The 24,639-nt window shown below is 56.3% G+C and carries 19 protein-coding genes; 12 read left to right on the top strand and 7 right to left on the bottom strand.

Annotated elements, in window-relative coordinates; translation table 11 throughout:
- Window positions 1-13 precede the first annotated feature (13 nt).
- The gene (locus AC07ED_RS00570; RefSeq protein WP_105236628.1) at window positions 14-985 is read left to right on the top strand and encodes a GAF domain-containing protein; all 972 of its coding nucleotides are present in this window, start codon (window positions 14-16) and stop codon (window positions 983-985) included.
- Window positions 986-1,095: 110 nt separating this feature from the next.
- Window positions 1,096-2,616 (top strand): aldehyde dehydrogenase, encoded by a 1,521-nt coding sequence (adh, locus tag AC07ED_RS00575; RefSeq protein WP_105236629.1) that lies wholly within the window; start codon window positions 1,096-1,098, stop codon window positions 2,614-2,616.
- Between the two features lie 95 nt (window positions 2,617-2,711).
- On the opposite strand, the gene AC07ED_RS00580 is transcribed toward adh, so the two are convergent.
- The 3 genes from AC07ED_RS00580 to AC07ED_RS00590 all read right to left on the bottom strand — a co-directional run bounded on the left by AC07ED_RS00580 (window position 2,712) and on the right by AC07ED_RS00590 (window position 4,789).
- Window positions 2,712-2,987: a hypothetical protein gene (locus tag AC07ED_RS00580; RefSeq protein ID WP_105236630.1), complete on the bottom strand. Its 276-nt coding sequence runs from the start codon at window positions 2,985-2,987 to the stop codon at window positions 2,712-2,714.
- A 188-nt stretch (window positions 2,988-3,175) separates the two neighbouring features.
- Window positions 3,176-4,066, bottom strand: a complete 891-nt coding sequence (locus AC07ED_RS00585; protein WP_105236631.1) for an FkbM family methyltransferase — start codon at window positions 4,064-4,066, stop codon at window positions 3,176-3,178.
- A gap of 48 nt (window positions 4,067-4,114) precedes the next feature.
- Complete coding sequence (locus AC07ED_RS00590) at window positions 4,115-4,789, bottom strand: GntR family transcriptional regulator (protein WP_105236632.1); 675 nt, start codon at window positions 4,787-4,789, stop codon at window positions 4,115-4,117.
- A gap of 294 nt (window positions 4,790-5,083) precedes the next feature.
- Here AC07ED_RS00590 and acs point away from each other — a divergent pair, with 294 nt between their 5' ends.
- The 7 genes from acs to AC07ED_RS00625 all read left to right on the top strand — a co-directional run bounded on the left by acs (window position 5,084) and on the right by AC07ED_RS00625 (window position 14,076).
- A complete protein-coding gene (gene acs / locus AC07ED_RS00595) occupies window positions 5,084-7,036 on the top strand; it encodes an acetate--CoA ligase (protein ID WP_105236633.1) in 1,953 nt (650 codons plus the stop codon).
- 132 nt (window positions 7,037-7,168) lie between these two features.
- Window positions 7,169-7,426: a DUF4212 domain-containing protein gene (locus tag AC07ED_RS00600; RefSeq protein ID WP_067546907.1), complete on the top strand. Its 258-nt coding sequence runs from the start codon at window positions 7,169-7,171 to the stop codon at window positions 7,424-7,426.
- Window positions 7,427-7,438: 12 nt separating this feature from the next.
- Window positions 7,439-9,193: a sodium:solute symporter family protein gene (locus AC07ED_RS00605; protein ID WP_105236634.1), complete on the top strand. Its 1,755-nt coding sequence runs from the start codon at window positions 7,439-7,441 to the stop codon at window positions 9,191-9,193.
- 91 nt (window positions 9,194-9,284) lie between these two features.
- Window positions 9,285-11,096 (top strand): putative nucleotidyltransferase substrate binding domain-containing protein, encoded by a 1,812-nt coding sequence (locus tag AC07ED_RS00610; RefSeq protein ID WP_105236635.1) that lies wholly within the window; start codon window positions 9,285-9,287, stop codon window positions 11,094-11,096.
- 10 nt (window positions 11,097-11,106) lie between these two features.
- On the top strand, window positions 11,107-11,595 hold the full coding sequence (locus AC07ED_RS00615; protein WP_105236636.1) for a hypothetical protein: 489 nt from the start codon (window positions 11,107-11,109) through the stop codon (window positions 11,593-11,595).
- A gap of 16 nt (window positions 11,596-11,611) precedes the next feature.
- Window positions 11,612-11,992 carry a response regulator transcription factor gene (locus tag AC07ED_RS00620; RefSeq protein ID WP_105236637.1) on the top strand — a complete coding sequence of 127 codons (381 nt, stop codon included), beginning with the start codon at window positions 11,612-11,614 and terminating at the stop codon, window positions 11,990-11,992.
- Window positions 11,992-14,076 carry a 3'-5' exonuclease gene (locus AC07ED_RS00625; protein WP_478241645.1) on the top strand — a complete coding sequence of 695 codons (2,085 nt, stop codon included), beginning with the start codon at window positions 11,992-11,994 and terminating at the stop codon, window positions 14,074-14,076. Before AC07ED_RS00620 ends, AC07ED_RS00625 begins: the two co-directional genes overlap by 1 nt.
- Here the strand turns inward: AC07ED_RS00625 and AC07ED_RS00630 are convergent.
- From AC07ED_RS00630 to AC07ED_RS00645, 4 genes are all read right to left on the bottom strand, one after another.
- A complete protein-coding gene (locus AC07ED_RS00630) occupies window positions 14,073-14,771 on the bottom strand; it encodes an ABC transporter ATP-binding protein (protein WP_478241647.1) in 699 nt (232 codons plus the stop codon). The genes AC07ED_RS00625 and AC07ED_RS00630 overlap by 4 nt on opposite strands.
- A gap of 131 nt (window positions 14,772-14,902) precedes the next feature.
- On the bottom strand, window positions 14,903-16,042 hold the full coding sequence (locus AC07ED_RS00635) for a KpsE/RkpR family capsule polysaccharide export protein (RefSeq protein WP_105236639.1): 1,140 nt from the start codon (window positions 16,040-16,042) through the stop codon (window positions 14,903-14,905).
- A gap of 21 nt (window positions 16,043-16,063) precedes the next feature.
- A complete protein-coding gene (locus tag AC07ED_RS00640) occupies window positions 16,064-17,002 on the bottom strand; it encodes a glycosyltransferase (RefSeq protein WP_105236640.1) in 939 nt (312 codons plus the stop codon).
- Entirely contained in the window at window positions 16,999-18,147 is a 1,149-nt protein-coding gene (locus tag AC07ED_RS00645) for a UDP-galactopyranose/dTDP-fucopyranose mutase family protein (RefSeq protein ID WP_105236641.1), read from the bottom strand. The genes AC07ED_RS00640 and AC07ED_RS00645 overlap by 4 nt, the downstream gene beginning before the upstream one ends.
- A gap of 170 nt (window positions 18,148-18,317) precedes the next feature.
- Between AC07ED_RS00645 and AC07ED_RS00650 the strand changes: the two genes are divergently transcribed.
- From AC07ED_RS00650 to AC07ED_RS00660, 3 genes are all read left to right on the top strand, one after another.
- Window positions 18,318-19,430, top strand: a complete 1,113-nt coding sequence (locus AC07ED_RS00650; RefSeq protein ID WP_105236642.1) for a polysaccharide biosynthesis/export family protein — start codon at window positions 18,318-18,320, stop codon at window positions 19,428-19,430.
- 160 nt (window positions 19,431-19,590) lie between these two features.
- Window positions 19,591-23,964: a cadherin repeat domain-containing protein gene (locus tag AC07ED_RS00655; RefSeq protein ID WP_105236643.1), complete on the top strand. Its 4,374-nt coding sequence runs from the start codon at window positions 19,591-19,593 to the stop codon at window positions 23,962-23,964.
- 35 nt (window positions 23,965-23,999) lie between these two features.
- Entirely contained in the window at window positions 24,000-24,632 is a 633-nt protein-coding gene (locus tag AC07ED_RS00660; protein ID WP_105236644.1) for a hypothetical protein, read from the top strand.
- Window positions 24,633-24,639 lie beyond the last annotated feature (7 nt).

Below are 24,639 nucleotides of genomic sequence, written 5' to 3' on the forward strand. Positions count from 1 at the left end.
AGGCTTTTGCGACATGACTCGTAGCTCTCATATCGACCGCGTGATGCAGTCCCTTTCGTCCGGATCGGCGGCGGCGCGATCGCGTTTGGCAGCGTCGTGGCTACGGTCGGCTAAGAACTACGGTTTGGATCCCGCGATGCGCGAAATGCGCGACTCGCTCGATTCTTCTTCATTGAAGGGCCGCATGGCCGCGATGGAGCGGGTGTTGCACGTTGCTTCGCCAAAATTGGACAACCTTTTTGGGCTGATTGGGCATTCTGGTTGCGGCGTTCTATTAACGGACGCGGATGGGATCGTTCTGGAAAAACGCTGTTCCGACGGGGACTCGGAAGTGTTCAAGGAATGGGGCCTCTGGCCTGGTCACGACTGGAGCGAGGCTGCCGAGGGCACGAACGGCATCGGCACCTGTTTGGCAGAACAACGACAGATCACCATTCACCGCACCGACCATTTCATGGCGAAAAATATCGCGATGAGCTGTATGGACGCGCCAATTTTTGGGCCTGATGGGGCATTGATAGCGGCGCTCGATGTGTCGTCGGCGCGGGCGGATCAGACCGAAGGATATAACCGTTTGATCGGCGCGATGGTTGTGCAAACCGCTCAACAGATCGAAGCGGAGGTGTTTCGGTCGTCGTTCGCGGGCAAACGCATTCTCGTGGCCGAAGGCGACGCGACGGGTGCGGCGCTATTGGCGGTGGATGGGGATGATATTGTTGTCGGTGCGACCCGCGCGGCACGTAAGGCGTTTGGTCTAAACGCGATGGGGCACCTCGCGCCGCGTCCTGCCGTGGACCTTTTGGGGCGTGATGGGCAGGAAACGGGCTTTGATCGTGGGGAAAAGGCGGCGGTGAAACGTGCGCTTGTTCGTGCAGAGGGTAACGTGTCGGCTGCGGCGCGTGCCTTGGGCATTGGTCGCGCCACGATGTACCGCCGTATGAAACGCCTCGGCCTAAGCGAAAGTGGCGCTGACCTGTCTCAGTAGTGAGACAGGTGGGGCAGGGCGGCTGAGACACCCCCCTGCACAAGGCCCCGTGATTCCATTCATCTCTTCTGCATACCGCGGCACACGCGGTTCTTAGGAGGAGAAATCACATGAACCAGATGACCCAAGTCGTCGACTATTTCGTTAACCCATTCAAAGATCGCTACGACAACTTTATCGGCGGCAAATGGGTTGCCCCAGTTTCCGGCAAATACTTTGACAACATCACCCCGATCACCGGTGAAGTGGTATGTCAGGTTGCCCGTTCTGACGCAGCAGACATTGAGCTCGCACTCGACGCAGCACATGCTGCAAAAGACGCATGGGGCAAAACTTCGCCCGCCGAACGTTCGAACATCCTGCTGAAAATTGCTGATCGTCTCGAAGAAAACCTGCACCAGCTGGCATCCGCTGAAACCTGGGACAACGGTAAGCCGATCCGCGAAACCGTAAACGCCGACATTCCACTGTCGGTTGACCATTTCCGTTACTTTGCTGGCGTTCTGCGCGCCCAAGAAGGCAACATGTCGGAAATCGACCACGACACCGTTGCGTATCACTTCCACGAGCCTCTTGGCGTTGTTGGTCAGATCATTCCGTGGAACTTCTCGGTTCTGATGGCGGCGTGGAAACTGGCGCCTGCGCTGGCTGCGGGTAACTGCATCGTTCTGAAACCAGCAGAGCAAACCCCTGCCGCGATCATGGTTCTGATCGACATCATTGCAGACCTTCTGCCGGCTGGCGTTCTGAACATCGTAAACGGCATGGGCGCAGAAGTTGGTGCACCGCTGGCACGTTCGCCGCGCATCGCGAAAATCGCGTTCACCGGCTCGACCGAAACTGGCCGCAAAATCATGCAGGCTGCGACCGAAAACCTGATCCCTGTCACTCTGGAACTCGGCGGCAAGTCCCCGAACATCTTCTTCTCGGACGTTATGGCCGAAGACGATGCGTTCCTCGACAAAGCGGTCGAAGGTTTCGTTCTCTTTGCCTTCAACCAAGGCGAAGTTTGCACCTGCCCGTCGCGCGCTCTGATCCAAGAAGACATCTACGATCGCTTCATCGAGAAGTGCATCGAGCGCGTGAAAGCGATCAAACAAGGCGACCCGCGCGACATGAACACCATGGTTGGTGCTCAGGCCTCCCAAGAGCAGCAGGACAAAATCATGTCCTACCTGCAAATCGGCCGTGACGAAGGTGCGGAAGTTCTGGTTGGTGGTGATGCTGCTCGTTTCAACGGCGACATCGCGAACGGTTTCTACGTTCAGCCGACCGTTCTGAAAGGCCACAACAAGATGCGCGTGTTCCAAGAAGAGATCTTTGGACCGGTCGTCTCTGTCACCACCTTTAAAGACGAAGCAGAAGCGCTGCAGATCGCAAACGACACCATGTACGGCCTCGGCGCTGGTGTATGGACCCGCGATGCAACCCGTTGCTACCGCTTTGGCCGCGCAATCGAGGCTGGCCGCGTCTGGGTAAACAACTACCACGCATACCCTGCACACGCTGCATTTGGCGGCTACAAGCAGTCGGGTATTGGTCGTGAAACTCACAAGATGATGCTGGACCACTACCAGCAAACCAAGAACATCCTGATGAGCTACAACCCGAACAAGCTGGGCTTCTTCTAAGCCTTGCTTCCTCCAGCTGCGGACCCTTAGCTGGGGTCCGCAGTCCCTAATTATCAACGGCCACGCCCCTCCTCCCAGAGGGCGTGGCCGTTTGTTTATCTAACTTGGGCGATTGATGCTGGCGTGATGCAGCGCGCCTTGTCCAAGAGGCTCTCTGGGACGGCTTCTCCGTTCAACACCATTCGGGCTGTTGCCACAGTGCGCGAGGTCTGGAACCCGTTTGCTTGCGCAAAGGCATCCAGTTCAGCAACGCTCTTTGCATTTGCGATGCCTTCATAGAACCAAGGCTCTTCGGGGCATTTGTGGCGGGCGCGATCCGCGTCGCTCCATCCGCCGTTTTGGTTGTAGTTTGATTGCAAGAATGACGTCATCAATGACCCGACTGATGATGACGAAGTTGTGCTCGGGCCCGTGGTTGTTTGGCAGGCAGCTATCAGAGCGACGATAGGAATAAGGGTTAAAACTTTCACGTCGGAAACCTCCACTGTTGAATGGGGGGTAGCTTAAGGAAAAAAGCCTGCCATTCAACCTAGGGTGTTATTTCCGGTCTAATCCTGAATCAGCTGCGCAGGCGTTTTTTGGGAATGTTATCGAAGTAGCGGTTGATCACATCCTCAGTGATCACCGACCGCTCCACCAGAATATCGAGCGCATAGAGCGTCACATCGAACAGGCCCATGATCGCATCGCCGATGATGGCGAGCTTTTTGAGGTGCTCATCGGTGTAGCTGTCCACGTTCCGCAAATCACGGACAAAGAACGCGTCGCCATCGACCGCTTGGGCAAAGTCGTGACGACGGATGCGGCCACGGTGCCGACGGGCGAGGCTGACATGTTTCATGGAGGCGAACCGCAGGAATTCGAACCCCTGCGCGACGATCTCGGCCTCTAGCTCTCCGTATCTGGGTTCACCACGATAGAGCGGGAACATGCGGACTTCGGTTTGGAGTGCGATGGCGTTGGAGAGTTTCTGTTTCCCGTGTTCGAGGATCGCTTTTTCACTGCCCTGCACATCGATTTTGAGGAAATCGACGGTGGGCACCTCTTTGAGACTGTCCAGCTTGCGTGTCTTGATTTTGATCGTGCCTTTTTCAGTCATGCCCTTCACGAACCCAAGGTAGCGGGCACTGTCCTCATCGGCGGGGAAAATCGAGGTAAATCCGCCCTGCTGGTAGAGGTGTAATGTTTTTGATGTCCCATCCCCTAACGCGTGGGGTAGGTAGGTTTCATTGGCCGATTTGCGGTCATTTAGCGCGGCGAGGGCGTCCTCTTGGGGTTCAAAACCAAACACCTCGGCGTGTCCGTGGTCGAGGAGCGGTTTGTAGGACACATCCCCTTCGATCAGGGGGTTTGCGCCGATATCCAAAACACGCAGGCGTTCCGTTGGGCGCAGGTCCGCGATCAGCGTGTTCATTCGGTGAACGTCAGCAGGTGTCATATCAGTGCCCATTTCCTCATCCCCGAACAGGGTGACGGCTCAGGGCCTTGAGTTCAACCTCTACTTCCGACCAAGTCCTGCCTCGACCGCGCTGGCGTGTTTGCGGAAGTGGCGGTCGATGAGGTGGGCGGCGTCGTCAGCTTTGCGGGCGATGACGGCGTCAAAGATGTCTTGGTGTTCGGCGCGGCTGTCGATGGGCATCTTGCGCCACGGGGCCGCGATCTGGATGTAGCGCATCCAATGCGTCTGATGCAGATCGCGCATATCGGCGAGCCAGCGGTTGCCGTGAGCGGCGACGGTGGCATCGTGGAAATCGCGGTTAGCTTGTTCCCAGTGTTTAGCACGTTCAGCGGGGATCGACTCTTCGACGCGGGCGAGGCGGTGGTGGGCGACGACGACACCGCTTTCCCAATTCTCATCGCCGCGTTCGATGGCCAGGCGGACGCCCTGCACTTCGATCATGCAGCGCATATCGACCAATTCGCGGAAGTCGGACAGGGACACAGGCGCTGCCTTGAACCCGCGCTGGCCTTCGGTCGTGACGAGGTTCTCAACGAGCAGACGCGACAGCGCCTCGCGCACGGTAGAGGAACCGACGCCATAGCGCGCACGCAGTTCTTCGACTCGCATTTTAGCGGACGGCGCGATGGCCCCCGTGAGAAGGGAGTCGCGCAGGTCAGCGTAGACGCTTTCGATGGCCGTCTTGAACCCGTCTATGTCGCGTTGAAAAGCCACCGGCCCGTTTTTCCCATTCTTTGGTCGTATGTGCGTATATCGGTTGTCTGCTGGCTTCTGTCAAAGGTCAGAAAGTGCCGTTGCGTCAAACTGCAGAAAAACAAAGGAAATTTTGCGAATCTGCAAAACGGTTTACTGATTTTCAATCCTGTTGGTAAAAGATTTTACAAAAAAATACTGTTAGCGCTTATGTTTGTGCGACCGTTGACAGGAAAATGGTGTATGACCACAGTCAAGTAAGCTTGGGGAGAGGAGCCCCGAGCCGAGATTTACAAAATGCTCGGGAGGAATTTCATGACTGACAAGATTTATCCGCCGTCCGAAGAGGTGGTAAAACGCGCTCATATCGACGCGGCGAAATACAAAGAGATGTATGCGGCTTCGGTGAACGATCCCGTGGCATTCTGGGGTGAGCACGGTAAGCGTCTGGACTGGATGCAGCCTTACTCGCAGGTAAAGAACACATCGTTCGAACACGGCAACGTCGACATCAAGTGGTTCGAAGACGGTGTGATCAACGCAGCATATAACTGTGTAGACCGTCACCTCGCGACCCGCGGCGACCAGACTGCAATCATTTTCGAGCCTGACTCGCCAGACGAGCCTGCACAGCACATCACCTATAATGAGCTGTCCGAGAAGGTGAACCGTTTCGCGAACGTCCTGCTGAGCCAAGGCGTGATGCGCGGAGACCGCGTTGTTATCTATCTCCCGATGATCCCGGAAGCTGCTTATGCGATGCTCGCTTGTGCGCGTATCGGTGCGATCCACTCGATCGTGTTCGCGGGCTTCTCGCCTGACGCACTGGCAAACCGCATCAACGACTCTGGTGCGAAGGTTGTTATCACTGCTGACACCGCTCCGCGTGGTGGTCGTCGCACTGCACTGAAATCCAACTGTGACGCAGCTCTTCTGCACTGCTCGGACAAGGTGCGTTGCCTTGTTGTGAAACACACTGGTGATCAGACCACTTGGGTTGATGGCCGTGACGTTGACGTGAAATACCTCATGTCCCACGCTTCGCCAGAGTGCCCTGCACGTCCGATGAACGCAGAAGACCCGCTGTTCATTCTCTACACCTCGGGTTCGACTGGTAAGCCGAAAGGCGTTGTGCACTCGACCGGTGGTTATCTGGTCTACGCAGCGATGACCCACGAATACACCTTCGACTACCATGAAGGCGACGTATACTGGTGTACCGCTGACGTGGGTTGGGTGACTGGCCACTCTTACATCGTCTACGGTCCGCTCGCTAACGGCGGCACCACCCTGATGTTCGAAGGCGTTCCGACCTACCCAGACGCTGGCCGTTTCTGGGCTGTTTGTGAAAAGCACAAGGTTACTCAGTTCTACACCGCACCGACTGCGATCCGTTCGCTGATGGGCATGGGCAAAGAGTTTGTTGAGAAATACGACCTGTCGTCGCTCCGCATCCTCGGCACCGTGGGTGAGCCGATCAACCCAGAAGCTTGGAACTGGTACAACGATGTTGTCGGCAAAGGCACACGTCCGATCGTTGACACATGGTGGCAGACCGAAACTGGTGGTCACATGCTGACACCGCTTCCGGGTGCAACCCCGACGAAGCCGGGTTCGGCAACCACGCCGTTCTTTGGTGTGCAGCCAGTTCTGCTCGACGCGACCACTGGTAAAGAGATCGAAGAGACCGAAGCTGAAGGCGTTCTCTGCATCAAAGACTCGTGGCCGGGTCAGATGCGCACCGTTTACGGTGACCACGAGCGCTTTATGCAGACCTACTTCTCTGACTTCAAAGGCTACTACTTCACTGGTGACGGTTGCCGCCGTGACGCAGACGGTTACTACTGGATCACTGGTCGCGTTGATGACGTGATCAACGTATCGGGTCACCGTATGGGCACCGCCGAAGTGGAATCCGCGCTGGTGGCTCATGCTGCTGTCGCTGAGGCCGCGGTTGTTGGTTACCCGCACGACATTAAAGGTCAGGGCATCTACTGCTACGTCACCTTGATGAACGGTGTTGAGCCGACTGCTGAACTTCAGAAAGAGCTCGAAGTTTGGGTCCGCACAGAGATCGGTCCGATTGCTAAGCCAGACGTGATCCAGTGGGCACCTGGTCTGCCAAAGACACGTTCGGGCAAAATCATGCGCCGCATCCTGCGCAAGATCGCAGAAAATGACACTGGAAGCCTCGGCGACACATCTACGCTTGCCGATCCGTCCGTTGTAGACGATCTTATTAAGAATTCGGTCCACAATAAGGGCTGAACCGTACGAACGCGGGAACTTCACCCGCGTTCTACTAAAACCCCGAAAGGGGGGAGGGAGCAGGGCGTACGCGCCCTGTTATATTACCCTTCGGTTGAGGGACCGAAGGTGGGGTAACTTGGAGGAAATTCAATGGCTAACAATGGCGACAACAACGCCTACTGGGCAGCCAACAAGCGGATCATCGGCATTAGCCTCGTGATCTGGTTTGTTGTTTCGTTCGGTTTTGGCATCCTGCTGCGTCCGGTGCTTTCGGGCATCGCAATCGGTGGCACCGATCTGGGCTTCTGGTTCGCACAACAAGGTTCGATCCTTGTCTTTCTTGTTCTTATCTTTGTCTACGCTGCAAAGATGAACAAGCTCGACAAAGAGCACGGCGTGGACGAGTAAGGAGCACAACCAATGGATCAGTTTACGCTTAACCTGCTGGTTGTTGGTGCGACTTTCGCGCTCTACATCGGCATCGCGATCTGGGCTCGCGCTGGATCTACTTCTGAATTCTATGCTGCAGGCCGTGGTGTTCACCCGGTTCTCAACGGCATGGCAACCGGCGCTGACTGGATGTCGGCAGCATCGTTCATCTCGATGGCTGGTATTATCGCATTCGGCGGCTACGACACCTCGGCCTACCTCATGGGTTGGACCGGTGGTTACGTTCTGCTCGCAATGCTTCTGGCACCTTACCTGCGTAAGTTCGGTAAATTCACTGTGCCGGAATTCATCGGCGACCGTTTCTACAGCCAAACTGCACGTACAGTTGCGGTTATCTGTCTGATCATCGCATCTGTTACCTACGTTATCGGTCAGATGACCGGCGTTGGTGTTGCGTTCTCGCGCTTCCTCGAAGTGTCGAACTCGACCGGCCTGTTCATCGGTGCTGCAATCGTATTCATGTACGCTGTTCTCGGCGGTATGAAAGGCATCACCTATACTCAGGTTGCTCAGTACGTTGTTCTGATCATCGCATACACCATTCCGGCTGTGTTCATCTCGCTCCAGCTGACTGGCAACCCGATCCCGGGTCTGGGTCTGTTCTCTGACTCTGTTGCGACCGGCCAACCGATCCTTCAGGACCTCGAAGGTCTTCTGAACGATCTCGGCTTCAAGTCGTACCTCGAACAGTCTGACACCACCCTGAACATGTTCCTGTTCACCGTATCGCTGATGATCGGTACCGCAGGTCTTCCGCACGTTATCGTTCGCTTCTTCACGGTTCCGACCGTTAAGGACGCACGTTCGTCGGCTGGTTGGGCTCTGGTGTTCATCGCGCTTCTGTACCTGACCGCTCCGGCTGTTGGTGCAATGGCTCGTCTGAACCTGATCAACACCTTCTACCCGAACGGCACCTCGGAAGCTGCGCTTTCGCTGGCTGAAATCGAAGCTGGTGTAGACGCACAGGGCAACGACGTGAACTGGGTGAACAACTGGGCTAAAACCGGTCTGCTGTCGTTCGACGACAAAAACGGCGACGGCGCAATCACCTATGCAAACGGTGACGCAAACGAGCTGACCGTTAACCGTGACATCATGGTTCTGGCTAACCCTGAAATCGCACAGCTTCCGGGCTGGGTGATCGCACTGGTTGCTGCTGGTGGTCTTGCTGCTGCGCTTTCGACCGCTGCGGGCCTTCTGATGGCTATCGCATCGGCTGTTTCGCACGACCTGATCAAATCTCAGATCAACCCGAACATCTCGGAAAAAGGCGAACTTATGGCTGCACGTATCGCAATGGCTGTTGCTATTGCAGTTGCAACCTGGCTCGGCCTTAACCCTCCGGGCTTCGCTGCACAAACCGTTGCTCTCGCATTCGGTCTGGCTGCTGCGTCGATCTTCCCTGCGATCCTGATGGGCATCTTCTCGAAGCGCATCAACAACAAGGGTGCAGTGGCTGGTATGCTCGCTGGTCTGATCACAACCATCGTCTACATCTTCCTGCACAAAGGTTGGTTCTTCGTCGCATCGACTGCGTCCTTCTCGGATGCTGACCCGCTGCTTCTGTCGATCAAATCGACCTCGTTCGGTGCTGTAGGCGCTCTGATCAACTTCATCGTAGCTTACCTCGTGTCCAACGCGACCGAAGAAGTTCCGGCTGACGTTCAAGAGCTGGTTGAAAGCATCCGCATTCCGCGCGGTGCAGGTTCGGCTGTTGACCACTAAGGTTGACGTAGGTCAGTGCAAAACCTGACCCGTGACAATATGATCGGGCGCGGGAGTATATCCCGCGCCCTTTTTTGATCACGAGGCTCCTTTGGAACACGCAGATATTATACGGTTTCTCGCAACCACTCACCCTTATGACGGACTAGAGCGGCACGACCTTAAAACGGTTGGTGCGGGGCTGATCCGCCGTGATGTTGTGACGGGCGAAACGATCTACAGCCATGATGATCTGCTCGACGGGGTTTACCTGATTGAGGACGGCACGGTTGAGGTCACGGATGCGTCTGGGGCTTTGGTGTCGATCTTGGGCGCACGAAACCATTTCGGCGAACGGGGTCTTTTGCGGGACGGGAAGGCCGCAACCAACGCCCGCGCTGCGAGCGATTGTGTGCTCCACCTATTTCCCGCTGACGCGTTTCTGAATGCGGTCAAACATTTCGCCACATTTAACCGATATTTCACCCGTGGCGGTGCCCGTGGCATCACCCAAGGCGGTATTTTAACGCTGCATGTCGAGGACATGCTGGCGCATGAACCGATCACCTGCGCGCCCGATCTGGCGATCAAGGACGCGGCGCGACTTATGCGGGACGAACGGATTTCATCGCTCGGGGTCGAGGAAAACGACAAGCTGGTCGGCATCCTCACCGTACGCGATATGAACAACAAAGTTCTGGCAGAGGGTCTAAATCCTGACCTGCCCGTCTACACCATCATGACCCGCAACCCCGTGACGCTGGACCCGTCAGCTTTGGGGTCGGACGTGATGCACATGATGATCGACCACCGCATCGGTCACTTGCCGATTGTTGAGAATGGCAAATTCCGCGGGATGATCACCCAGACCGACCTTACGCGGTTCCTCGCCACCTCGCAGGCGCATATGATCGCGGACTTGGGCCGCGCGACCAGCGTTGAGGAAATGTCCGAGGTGACGAAACGTCTGCCCGATTTCCTGATGCAGTTGGTCGGTAGCCACCTTGCCCACGACGTTGTAACTCGCAAAGTCACTGACGTGGCTGACATCGTGACCCGACGATTGCTCAAAATGGCTGAGGTTAAATTCGGCCCCGCGCCCGTGCCCTATTGCTGGGCCGCTTGCGGGAGCCAAGGTCGCCGCGAACAAACGGGTGTGTCGGATCAGGACAACTGTCTGATCATCCACGACAGCGCGACCGATGATGATATGAAGTATTTCGCGCAGCTCGCGACCTTTGTTTGTGACGGGCTGAACGCCTGCGGCTACGTCTATTGCCCCGGTGATATGATGGCGACCGCTGATCGTTGGCGGCAGCGCCTGTCGGTCTGGCAGAGCTATTTCCGCATGTGGATCGCCAAACCGAACGAAGAAGCGCAGATGTTGGCCTCCGTTATGTTCGACCTTCGGCCCATCGCAGGGGATGAAATGCTCTTTGCCGAACTTCAGGGCGATACGCTGGCGATGGCGGCAAAGGATTCCATCTTTGTCGCGCATATGGCGTCGAATTCGCTCAAACACGTGCCGCCGCTGTCGCTGTTCCGTGGGTTCGCGACGATCAAATCAGGTGAACACCGCAATACGCTTGATATGAAACACAACGGCGTTGTGCCGATTGTCGACCTTGGGCGTATTTATGCGCTGAAGGCGCAGATCGCTGCAGTGAACACACGCGCGCGGATTGATAGCGCGATTGAGGCTGGCATCGTGTCCGAGGCAGGGGGCGCCGACCTCTTGGCCGCGTATGACACCATCGCCACTGTGCGCCTAAACCATCAAGCGGCGCAGGTTCGTGCGGGGCAAAAGCCCGACAACTACCTGACGCCATCATCGTTACCAGCTTTCGAGCGGTCGCACCTTCGCGACGCGTTCGTCATCGTAAGAACCATGCAAAGCGCCCTGTCATCCTCGGCAGCGCGTTAAGGGAGGACGCATGTTATATGAATTAGTCGCGGTCGTGATCGCGGGCGTGGGGATGGCAGGGATTGCCTTCGGCATACGGAAAATCACTCGTAACCGTGCACCACAATGGATCGTGCCTGTGATGGCTGGCCTCGGGATGTTGGGGCTGAGCGTCTACAACGAATACTCGTGGTTTGAAGTAACCTCGGGCGGCCTGCCTGAGGGCGCAGAAGTCATCGACACCGCAGAGGTCAAAGCGTTTTACAAACCGTGGACCTACGCTTGGCCGCAGGTCGAAGGCTTTTTGGCCGTTGCGGACGTCACTGACACGGCGACGACAGGCGAACGCGAGGCAGTCCTCTATCGCATGATGCGTTGGCAACCCGAGCAGGTGATTGCTGTTCGGTTCAAATGTGAAACCTCAGAAATTGCGCGGGTTTTGACGGATGGCGGTGCTGAACCCTTTGCGCCGCTCGACCCCCAAGACCCAATGATGCAGGCGGTGTGTTCCCGCTCGTAAAAGTGTGGAGAGTAAAATGGGTGAGAAGAAAGTCCTCTTGGTCGAAGACGAACGACCGATAACCAAGGCAATCGCGACGATGTTGGGCGCGAACGGTTTGGTGGTTGATGTTGCCTCAACGGCTGAAATGGCTCTCACCCAGATTGCCTCGAACGGTTACGACCTCGTGGTCATTGATGCGAGCCTGCCAGATCAGTCGGGCTTTGCCCTATGTCAGACGTTACGCCTGCGCGAAGATTTCGACGCGCTGCCGATCATCCTGATGACCATTCGCAGCACCGATATTGAGGTCCGCAAGGCCAAGGCCGTTGGCGCGACCGCGACCCTGACCAAACCTTTTGGCCCAGCAGAGTTGCGCACGACTCTCGCGCCGTTTGTGCAGTTGGAGAGCCTATGATGAAGCTAGACCGCCTACATCTGCGTCTTCGCATCCTGCTGTTCTTTGTGTTCATGACCCTCGGCGGGTTAGGGATTTTTGGCGCGGGCCTGTGGCTGGGCAGTCAGCGCGAACAGGACGGTTTCCTCTTTGCAGAGATTATTGGTGGTTTCGGCTTCTTGGGGCTGATGACGTGGATTTGGTATCTGTTTGACGAAAACCTCGCCAAACCGATGCAATGGCTGGCGGGTGCTTTGACCGCGCGGGCGCATACGGACATCGAAGAGGAACTGGACCCGAAAACCGCGCGTTACCTTGGCGATCTTGCCCCAGCCGCACGTGAGGTGACACGCCACCTCGCGCAGACCCGCAACGCCTTGGCCGAGACGGTCGCGCAGGAAACCACGCGATTGATTAATGAAAAACAGCAGCTTGTGGCGATGGCGGCGGATGTGCCGTTCGGCGTGGTGCTCTGTTCGGGGACGCATAAAATAGCGTTCTACAACTCTGTTGCGGCAGAGATGCTGGACGAGGATCACCATCATCCGGGCCTTAACCATTCGCTATTCGACTTCCTCGAACCTGAACCGATTTTGGATGCCTATAACCGTCTTTGCGCATACGGGCAGGGGCCCGATATGGTTATCCCGACCTTGGTTACGACCGTGTTGGGGCATCGGACGCTCTCTGCGCGGATGCGGTTGACCCACGCCGCCGACGAAAGCGATGCGACGCCCGGTTACGTGATGTCGATCGACGATGTGACCCATGATTTGGCGGTGGTCGGACAATCGACGGCGCTTCTCACGCGTGTGTTTGCGGACTTGCGCCCGCATATGGCGTCGCTTCGCACGGCGATTGAGTTCCGCAAACGGGATGCCGCCCTCGCCGCTGATCCAGAAATGACCGAAGGGTTGATCGACGGGCTAGATGCGATGCTGCACAGCATTGGTGAACATTTTGCGGAATACGACAGCAGTCGCGGGTCGCTTTGGCCGATGGAGGACGTCTCGGCCCGTCAGATCGTCAACGCGGTGAAATCGCGGCTTGATATCAATGATCTGACTGTCGAAGGTCCAGACGCAACCCGTCTGCATGTCGGCGCACTGCCGATTATCGTGCTGCTCGCGCATCTGTGTGATCGAGTGGTCAATCAACACGGCGGGCGGGTGCCGTCACTGATCGTCGCGGACGAGGATGATTGCCCGATGATCGCCGTGGGTTGGAGCGGTGATGCGCTGCCCTTTGATACTATGTCTCGGTGGCTGGATGAGCCTCTCGATTTTGGCGTGCCTGGCGTGACGGGGCGGTCGGTTCTGCGCATTCACGCGACTGATTGCTGGCCAGAGTTCGGGCGCTTTGGACGGTCGGTCCTGAAAATCCCGCTGCCACATCTGGCGGGTCGCAAGCTGCCGTCTATGCAGCGGGGGGTCGAATATGACTTTGACCTTATGCAGAAAACGCCACCCGCCAAGCTGACAAAGGCAAAGCTGTCTGACCTGACCTTTGTCGTGTTCGACACCGAAACCACGGGTCTGTTGCCGTCGCAAGGCGATGAGATTTGCCAGATCGCCGCGCTGCGCGTCGTGAATGGCCGCATCGTTGAGGGCGAACAGATCAATCGGCTCGTGAACCCTGAACGTCCGATCCCTGCGCGGTCAACCGAGGTGCATGGGATCACCGACGAAATGGTAGAGAACGCGCCGACTATCGAAGTTGTTGGCGCTCAGTTCCACAGCTTTGCCCGTGGGTCGATCTTGGTTGCGCATAACGCGCCGTTCGACCTCGAATTCCTACGGCGCCATGAGGCTGGCATCGGCAAAGCCTTTACTAACCCTGTGTTAGACACTGTTTTGCTCTCTGCGATCGTGTTTGGTCAAGACGCTGAACATACGCTCGATGCGATTTGTCAGCGGTTGGGGATCGTGATCCCGCCCGAACAAAGGCATACGGCTATGGGTGATACGATTGCCACGGCCCACGCCTTTATCAAGATGACCGCGATGTGTGAGGCGCGTGGGATTGCGACGTTTGGCGATGTCATTGCCGAAGGACGCAAGCACAAACGTCTTATTCAGGATTTAAATACCGACCTAGAAATCTAGCACTGATAGGCCCAGATCGCGTCGTTCACATTGTCGAACCACATCAGGTGCCCGTCGCGGAGCACCATCCCCGCGCTGCATAAGTTCCGTAACTGGTCCATGTTGTGGCTGACCATGATCGCGCCCGCGTTTTCCATGCGCGACTTAAAGGCCATCGCGCTTTTCGCACGGAATTTGGCATCGCCCACGGCAGTCACTTCGTCCACGAGGTAGAGGTCGAACGGCAGCCCCATCGACAGCGCAAAAGCCAAACGCGCCCGCATGCCTGACGAATACCCCCGCACCGGATCGTTGATCTGATCGCCGAGGTCCGCAAAATCAGTGACGAAGTCCAACAAGGCTTCGGTGTCGACCCCATAGGCCCGCGCGACAAAGCGTGTGTTTTGCGCGCCCGTCAGATCACCGTGGAACGATCCCGCAAAGCCAACGGGCCAACTGACCGTGCCGTTACGAAGAATGCGGCCAGCATCGGGGCGCAAACTGCCACTGATCATGCTAAGGAGCGTCGATTTCCCCGCACCGTTTTCCCCAAGAAGCGCAACTGCGGTGCCCGCTGGAACGGTCATAGAGATATTGTCCGCCACCACGATGTCGCGTCCTTGGCCACGAAAGGCTTTGGTCACGCCATTGATCTGGACAATCGGCGCATGATTGCGAGGCGGGCTTGGCTGGTCTGGTCGAAACTGAAAGGTCATCGTTACACCACTACATTCGGCACCCTTCGCATGGCTCACACAAACCTTGCGTTTAGGTGGATATGGTTAACTATCGCAAAGCGTGCGCGAGAAGTGTGTAATTCTTTCGGGTATATCATTATCCCCAAAGGTTATGGCCTATCCCTTAGGGAATAATAAATCAGCGCCATCACCGCCCAGCCCAATGTGGTGAATAGTAGGATCAGGCCTAAGATCACCTCGCGTCGGGGATAGCTCGGTCGTTCTGCTAAAGTCGGTTGGATATAGGACGCAAGGTAGAGCGATTGGCGCTGCGCTTCGGCAATAGCGGCGTCATAAGCCTGCCGCGCGGCCCCGTAGGCGAGCTCCGCAAATTCGCGATCCGCGGCGAGGCGTTCGTAGTCCGCGATGGTCGTTGCATAGGCAGGATCACCGTTTTCGCCCGCACCAAATTTGCCACGTTCCTCGTCGATACGGGCGCGGATCACCTCGATCCTGCGCGTGATCTGGTCGAGCCTCGGGTCCCCATCGCGAACAGTGCCTGACAGCAGGTCGAAATCGATCAACGCCTCGGCCAATTGCGCCTGAAGCGTGGTGAGCAGCCCCATTTGCCCCGCAACGTCCGCCTCTGGATCTACGATCTGGTTGCGGGTCCGGAACTCTGTCAGCGCCTCGCGGATGTCACGTAGACGGTCCTCAGCGCGGGTGAGGTCTTCGGCGGCATAGCGGGTGGCGTCGAGACGTGCCTGATCCGAGAGCGCGTTAATCATCACCGTGCTCTGGTCATAGATTGCGGTCGCAATCGCCTTGGCGTCCTCGGCGGTGAAGGCAATCGCCGAAACCTCCATCATGCCCGTGCCCGTATCGTAGGAGATTTTGAGCATCCGTTGCCAATAATCGGTCAGATCCTCGATCGTGCCGTCAGGGTTAAATCCCATCAGCGGATCGCTGGAATAGTGCATGGAATAGAGTCGACGCAGGTCCAATTCCGCGTCGATTTTCGCGACGATGTCTTGGCTGCGGATGAAAGCGTAGAGGATGTCGCTCTCTGATGACGAGGACGCGCCGAGGGTTCGACCCAATCCGCTAAAGAGGTCCGTGTTGATCGAGGTGTCCTCTTTGCGGACCGTGAAGCCGAGCGTTGAGGCGAATTGGTCTTTGGCAATCAGATAGAGATAAGCGGCGGCAATCGCGGCAGGCAAGATGACGATCAGCACAAACGACCAGAGGAGCCCGCGATGGCGGGGGCGCAGGGTGGCCGCATGGGCTGGTGGCAGAGGCGATTGCGTCATCGTTTCTCCTTTGGTCAGAGCCTAATCCTTTGACCGTGGCCGCGCCAGATGTAGCGGATCATACCGCCCGCGTTTTCGCCGCAGCCCATGCCAGAACGCACGGGCAAAGATCGCAAAATAGGCGCGCTGTTCCCCGCCATGCAGCCTCAGCCCCCGTTTGGTCCAGACCAGGACGAGGTAGGCAAGCGCGGCGGGGAACATCCATCCTGCGGCAACACGGGCGACTTCGACCCCATTGCGGATGGTGTAGTGGTTTTTCCATAACGGACGGTAAACATCGCCCGCCGCGAGCGTCTCGCAATCATGTATGAACTGCATCTGGGGCAGGGTGCGAATACGCCAACCTGCCTTACGCAGGGCGAGGCTATAGAGAATGTCGTCGGAATAGAGGAACAACCCAGCCTCTGGTTTCGGCATTTTCCGCGCGACAGACCCACGCAGGGCGAAGCCGACAAAGGTCGCCGCATCGATGTCGCGGGCAGTATCTGCGGGCACTGTAAATCCGCCACGTCCATGGCGAAGGGTGGTCAGTGCGCGATCCTTCAGGTTCCAGAACGGATTGATGATCGGGCGGTTCATGTCAGAGGCCGTCCCATCAGGCAGCCGAACATCGGCGGCAAGAACGGCAATGTCGGGCGAAACAGTCTCTAACTCTGCCCGAAAGTTGGTTAACGCGCCACCAGCGGGCCAAGCATCATCGTCGAAAAGAACCAGCCAATCGGCATCTTCTGCGGACTCAATCCCAGCGGCAAAGCCTCCCGCGCCGCCGAGGTTTTCGGGGAGGTTGATAATGGTCAATCGTGGGTCATCGAACTGCGCTAAAACCTCGGATGTGCCGTCCGTCGAGGCGTTGTTCACTACAAACACCTTATCGAACGGCTCCGCTAAGCTGCGATCCAGCGTCCACCGCAAGCGATCCGCCCGATTGTAGGTTACGATCACTGCTGCGATGCCAGTCATAGTGGTCGCACCGAGAACACTGGCGGGCGGGTGCCGTTTGATTTGGCCGAGAGGTAAGCGGCTGCTGTGTCCATAGCCTCGCGGATGGTCACATCCATGTCGATGTAGCGGTAGGTGCCCAAGCGGCCCACGAAGGTGGTGTTCGTGGTCGCCTCTGCCGCCTCAACATAGCGGGCCAGCAGCTCCCGCTGATCCAAACGCCGCGTCGGGTAATAGGGCACATCGTTCGGCCCGCAGTCGATCGCGGTTTCCGCATAGAGCACCGATGCATCGTGACCTTCCCACGGGGCGAGGTGTTTTTGTTCGGTGATCCGCGTGTAAGGGACGGTTTCATCCCCGAAATTCATCACCGCACAGCCCAGCCAATCGCCCCGTTCGCGGAACTCGTCAAACCGAAGGCTCCGATACCCGAGCCGACCGAATTGGTGGTCAAAAAACCCATCGAGGGGGCCTGTCCAGAACGCGTGACTGTATGCGGCCAAATCGGTCTGTGTCATTGATTGACCCAGTAGCACAGTGATCAAAGGATGATCCAAAATAGTCTCTATTAAGGCCGTAAACCCATCCGTTGGCATCCCGATGTAGGGATGGTCAAAGTAACTGTCGTCGTAGTTAAACCGCAGCGGTAACCTGCGAAACACGGCGGCAGGGATATCCGTCGGCGGGCAGCCCCATTGTTTCACCGTATAACCGCGAAAGAACGCCTCGTAGAGTGCGGGCCCGATGGAGGCGAGCGCGGCTTCTTCAAAGTTGGCGGGGTTCGGGATGTCGACGCATTGCGCGGCGATAAACGCGCGTGCCTCGTCCGACCGCATCGCTGTGCCGAAAAACTGGTTAATCGTTTGGAGGTTAATGGGCAGAGAATAGACGTTCTCTGCCACTGTTGTCCGCACTGCGTGGCGATAGGGGTGAAACACGGCAAAGCGGTTCACGTAATCCCAAACGTCCCGATCCCCCGTGTGGAAAATATGCGGTCCGTGGTGGTGGAGCAGGATTCCAGTCTGCGCGTCGCGAGAGGTGTGGCAGTTTCCGCCGACGTGATCACGGCTCTCGGTCACAGTCACGGTCAATCCAGCATCGGCCAATTGGCGGGCAATGACAGCGCCCGAGAATCCCGCCCCTACAACAACGATGCCTTTAGCCATGGACGCCCTCTGCTTACTCACCGCTAGGTAACGTGGTGGCCGCACGATTTACCAGACGAAACTACCAAATATTGTGGGTAAAGCCGCGAAGGGGCCTACAAGTTATTGACCATATCCATTTGGGTAGTATGGTGCAAAGACTGCTTATCATAGCCACTCCCGGGGGGGACATGGGGTTTTCATATCGTCATCTGATGGCCGCTGGCCTTTGTGTCACCCTTGCCGCGTGTAACACGCCGCGTGGTGCTGGTTTCCAGTCAGAGGTGATCGCTGCCGCGCGACCCTCCCAATCTGGTGAAGAAGCTACGTTCGAAGTGGTCGCCGTCACCCGTGATACCCAATCTGGTCTGGCCGCGTGGCCCGTGGTTGGTGACACGTCGCGGTCGTGGATCCGTAATGCGGGCCAGCCGTCGTCGTTAATCATTAACACCGGCGATGTTGTCACAGTGACTGTTTGGGAAACGGGCGAAAACGCGCTGCTTGCTGGCGCGGGGGGAAGTGCGGCGCAGCTCCAAGACGTTGTGGTGTCCTCGAACGGTGAAGTGTTCTTGCCCTTCGTTGGGGACCTAAAAATCTCGGGCATGTCGCCTGAAACGGCGCGTCAGCGGATTGAGGAAAAATACCTCGAAACGATCCCGTCTGCGCAGGTGCAGATTGCTGTGACCCCAGGCCGTGCGAATACCGCAAACCTCGTGTCTGGCGTTGGCGCGCCGGGTGTGTATCCGCTTGATGGTCGGAACGTGACTGTTCTGTCGCTGATCGCCCAAGGTGGCGGCGCGCGCGGCGGTATGGCGAACCCGCAGGTAAAGCTGATCCGTGGTTCGTCGGTTTATGGCATCTCGCTTGATCGTCTGTTTGATAACCCCTCGCTGGATGCTGAAGTGCAGGGCGGCGACCGTATCCTCATCGAAGAAGACGACCGCACCTTCCTCGCGCTCGGCGCTGCGGGCACACAATCCGAATTCGTTTTTCCCGATGATCGCGTGACCGCACTGCAGGCGCTTTCGCTGATCGGCGGCGTGGATGCTGGCCGTGCGAACCCCAAAGGCGTTCTGGTTCTGCGGGAATACCCCGCATCCGCCCTGCGCACTGACGGCACTGGCCCCGCGAAAGAGCAGGTCGTGTTCACCGTGGACCTCACAACCGCCGACGGCCTCTTTGCCGCCCGCAACTTTGAGATCATGGCTGGCGACCTCGTTTATGCCACCGAAAGCCCGATCAATTCCGCCCGCAGCGTGCTGGGTCTGATCGGTTCCGCACTGGGCATTTCGAACAGCTTTTGACGTAAAGTAAGGTATTCCATACGACTTCTCCTCAGAGTTGTTTTTTTGGGTTGTTTTTGTAGGAAAATGCCCTCAACAATAACGCGTTTGTTATTGCTGGAGTCCGCTCAATTTGTCTGGGCGAGTTCCAGAATGAGAGTTTTCGACTGTGGGGGTCATTATGAATCAACGAATCCGTTTGCTTAGCCCTTTGGCATTGTTCGGGCTGGCTGCCTGTAAAGGTGGCACGACGCTATCTTCGTCTGGTGGAACATCTGCCGGCTTTGCGATCAAAGGCCCGCTCGAAAACGCGCTGGTATTTGTGGATGCCAACAACAACGGCAAACTGGACGCGGGAGAAACCTCTGCACGTACTGGGGCAGACGGTTCTTACTCTCTCGCGAACCCGAACGGTAACACGATCGTTGTGATCACCGACGAACAGACGGTCGATACCTCTTCTGGTGCGGTGCTGGCTGGTATCACTATGAAAGCGTCGGCGAGCTCGGGCGTGATTACGCCGTTCACCGCGCTTGATAGCGAAAATACTGGCCTCGACACATCCATCCTCGCGACCAAGCTCGGTTTGGAAGGCGTCGATCTGCTCACCTTCAACCCTTACGATGACGGCGTTGGTGCTGTTGACGCGCTTAAGGGCGAAGGCGTTTCGCAGCAGTTGACCGCGACGCTCCAGATTGTGGCCTCTGCGCTGAACGGTGCGAACACCTCTGAAGATTACACTGCGACGGATGCATTCACCGACGCATTGCAGGCAATGGCAGAGCAAGCGATTGCCTATGAGGGTGAGACAATCGATTTCGGTGATGCATCGGAAGGCGGTTTTGTAGCGCAGTTCGTGAACTCGCTGGACGGTTTGGGCGCGAATGCCAAAGCGACCCTGATCACCAAAATCACTGACCTTGGTGGTGCGATTGGTGCGGAAATTGATACCGCAGTTCAGGCTGCAGTAGAAGCGGGCGATACTGCTGACAAAGACACTCTTCTTAACAACAACGATGCCCTAAAGAGCGCGTTCTCGGCGGCGTCGGTTGTTGCGGAAAAGGTTGAACAGGCTGTCAGCGAGGCGGCAGGCGACGACAACGCTATTGAGAATGCAATTAATAACGCTGTCGGTGACGTGACTGCGATCGTTACCAATAAAGCGCCTGTTATCCTTGGCTTGTCTGCCAAAGAGTCTGAACTGAGTGTCGACGAGAATACGGCCTCTACCGACGACGGCGACCTCTTTGTCGGTTCGATTGAAGTCACCGATGAAGATACTGTGGTGAGTGAAGCGATCGCTGGCGGTGCAGAGGCACTGGCAGCCGTGCCGTATTCGCCGCTGACCTATACACTCGTTGGCGACAATAAAGAGTTGTTCGTGATCGAGGGCACCTCCGTTTATCTGAACGCAGACGCAGAGGTGAACTTTGAAGAGCTTGCCGTTGATGGTGTAGCGACACTCAAGGTTGGTATTAAGGTCACCGACTCTGGCGGTAAATCGGCTACGAAATTCTTCGATGTCGCGATTAAGAACGTTGACGAAGATACCACTGGTGAAGTGACTGTTGACGGCGACTTGGGCTCTGGTTCGACGTTGACCGCAACAGTTGATGCAGCTGATGAAGATAATACCATTGATGGTGGTGATGAATCTGATTTCAAAACGGTATCTTACCAGTGGAAACTTGACGGTGAAAACTTTGAGGGTGCGACAGAGGCTACCTTTGATCTGACCGACGCGATGGTTGATAAGGCCGTGTCGGTGACGGTTACGGTGGTCGATCAGGCGGGCAATGAACACATCTTTGACGAGGTATCTTATGGTGTCGTCGCCAGCACCGCGCCGACGGATATTTCTCTGGGTGAGACCCTTTCGGTCGATGAAAACGTTGACGGTGCCGATAACGCCAACCTCTTGGTCGGTGAGCTTTCGGTGACCGACACTGGCACTGAGGGTGATTTCACATTCGAGCTGTCGGGCACAAACGCTGCGCTGTTCGAGATCAAAGACGGCGGTGTTTACCTCAAGGCTGATGCTGCGGTTGACTATGAGGCACTGGAAACCCCAGAGCTGTCGTTCGATGTGACCGTGACCGACGTCGACCGAAAGGACTTTACAAAGTCCTTCACTGTTGCCGTGGAAAACGCTGACGATCCGACCACTGCAGATGGCTTTGACCCAATCGCGCCGTCTGTCGGCGATTCGATCATGCCTGACGTCAATGTCTACGACGATGACAACCTGAACGGTGGCATCGATACCGAAGATTTCAAAGCGATCTCGATCCAGTGGAAAGTTGACGGCACGAACGTCGGTGATCCGATTGCGCTGAATTTGGCTCTAGATGCTCCTGGCGACACGCCTGGTGCTGCATTTGACGTAGTTGGCGATTATGTTGGTAAGGTGATCTCGGTTGAGGCGACCTTTACTGACCAATCCGACAACGTATCGACCCTGACGTTCACTTATGCCGAAACCATCCCAACGAACGAAGCGCCGACTGACATCACGTTGACTGGCGATCTGGCTGTGTTCGAGAACATTCCTGATCAAGACATCGTTTGGAACGACAAATCCACTGAGAAGTTGACCCATGAGAACACTGATCGCTTGGTAGGTCAGCTCGGCGTTGTTGATGATAACCTCGGCGGCGCACCTAAAAAATATACGCTTATTGGTGACAATGCGGATCTGTTCGAGATCGATGCCGAAGGCAACGTTTATCTGAAGGCAGATGCTGAACTCGACTATGAGGCGGGCGCTTACGTTCTTGTTGATGGTGTTTGGCAGTTCGACGATCTCTTTGAGCCTACGACCACTGTTTCGCTCACAGTAGAAGTGACTGACGCGGGCGATAAGACTTTTGAGAAGACCTTCGACGTTACAGTCAAAAACGACAACGATTTCCCGACTTGGGACATCAGTGTTGGTTATAATCCATTTATCGGCGAAACGATGGGGCCAGAGATCGAACTTGGCCATTTCCATGACGTCGACAACATCAAGGATAACTTCGGACCAGAAGACTTCAAGGCTGCAAATATTGCTTGGGTGGTCGGAACTGAGACTATTCAATCTGTTGATTTGAATTTGGATCTCGAAGATCCGTTGATGACCGAAGGGTGGGAACTGTTCGTAAGCTCGGACATGCAGGGACAACAGTTGACGCTGCAGATCACTGTAACCGATCAACTCGACAACGATTTCCTCTTCGAAGCGGACTACGGCACTATCGAGGCCTTCTCTATTCCTGCTTCTACCGAAGTGCCGCTCTATGTTGAAGTTGCGGCTGGATTGCTCGACTTTGATATCACGGCCCAAGCTGACGCATTGGTCGCTGATCTCGATACCTTCGCGATGTCGTTGGACACCGCGATGATGACTTGGGACGCCGCGCTTGAAACGTTGGATACGAACCTCTTCAACCAAGATCTCACACTTGCCGATACTCTTGAGTTTGCAGCAAGCGGTGGTGATGTGACGATATCCATCGGTGACGCGACTGCGTCCGTTGCGCTGAAGTTTGCAGGGATGACTTATGCCACGGTCGAAGAGTTCGTCACGGCGATCGACTCGTTCGATCCGACCGACGATACAACTTGGGACATTTCGGGCACCTTGACCGAGATCGCGTTTAGCGGTTCGAATGGCTCCCTGTTCAAATTGGAAGCCGGAACCGATGGACTTCGGATCGTGCTGCAGGATGGTATTGCAGATACTGACCATGTAATTGATCAGGTGGGTATCACGGGTGATTTTGTCGGTCTGGATCTCTCTTGGCTGGCGAGCGCAATTGGTGCATCGACCGCCTTGGATGCTGAGATTGACAACTTGTTCGAGACTGAAGCGCCCAACCTGACGACACAGTCCGCTTGGGACGCGTTTATCGCTGACATCGATGCGCGTTACAATGCCTTCGATCTGCAATTGTTGGCCGATCAAACCCCGTCTGGTCTCTATGTCCAATATGCGGATGCTACCTCACCAGAGTTCCAGATCACCACGACCTTCGATCCGGCAGGCACTGACGAGATCGCACTTCAAATCGGTGATTATCGCCTGCAACTGCGTGGCGATATGCCTGATGATGCAGGTGATGTTGCTCGGCTCACTGGTTTGAACTTGTCCGATACAGACAAACCAATTGGTCTTATCGATCTAATCGATGACATCATGATGGATGAAACAATCGATGAAGCTGAATTCGACGCATTGATCAACGGTACGGAAGAAGCCAACGGCCTTGCCGACGTCGGTATCACGGGTGATTTGACGCTCGAGCTTTTGGCTGCAGACGAAACGCTGTTCATGTTCCAGGTCAATGATTTTGCAACTGTTGCTCAGGCGATGGCCAATGACGAACTCGGTCTGGACACTGTCTATCTCGGTGATGGTAACGCAGATAACGGCGTCGGCGATGGCAACAGCTACATGCTCGACGACGATGAGTTGTTCCTGATCGTTGGTGATGGCATTGATGCCGAAGCCTTGTTTGGGTTTATGGACAACGGAACCTTGTCTGTTCTTGGCTACGAGTTTGCTGCAGCCTGATGCTGTGTAAGTCACTGAGACTTTTTAAGGTTATGATGTTGGCTGCCCTGTGGGTGGCCAACATTTGCGTTGTGACAGAGGCCAAGGCCGAGTCCGACTGGAAGGTGATCGCAGGCCTCAGTCTCGACCACCGTATTGCGCAGATCGCAGAGCATTATGCGCGTTATAGCACTGGTACATCGTCGGGCGGTGGTTTCGGGTTTGGCGATGATGTTGAGCTGGGCTACAGTATCGCACTCTCTGTCCGCGCCGAACGTGAATTTGAACCCTTCTGGGCAGGGCATCGGTTTGGCATCAGCGGCGGTCTTTACATGGGTAAGGCTGAGCTGCGTTTCCCTGACGGGATTTCTGTTTTTGTGACGCCAGTTGACGTAAAATCCTCGGCCATCGGGGCGGAACTGAGGGGTTTTGTCCGCGGCAATCTTTGGCAGGATCACCTTATCTATGACGTCGGTGTAGGTGCCACAAAATGGCATTCTACTGACGAGATCATCTTTAGCACCACGCTCCGCCCCAAAGAGGAGCGCTATCCCTTTGAACCTTTCCAATATGTGCGCGTGACTGCTCCAGTCCTGACCCGTTACAACTCCGGTGTCCAAGTCTACGGCGAAGTAATCGGTACGGGAGGCCTCATCCTCGGTTCCATCGGGATTGAGAAGCAATTTTAAAGAAGAC

The sequence above is a fragment of the Aestuarium zhoushanense genome (assembly GCF_056431045.1).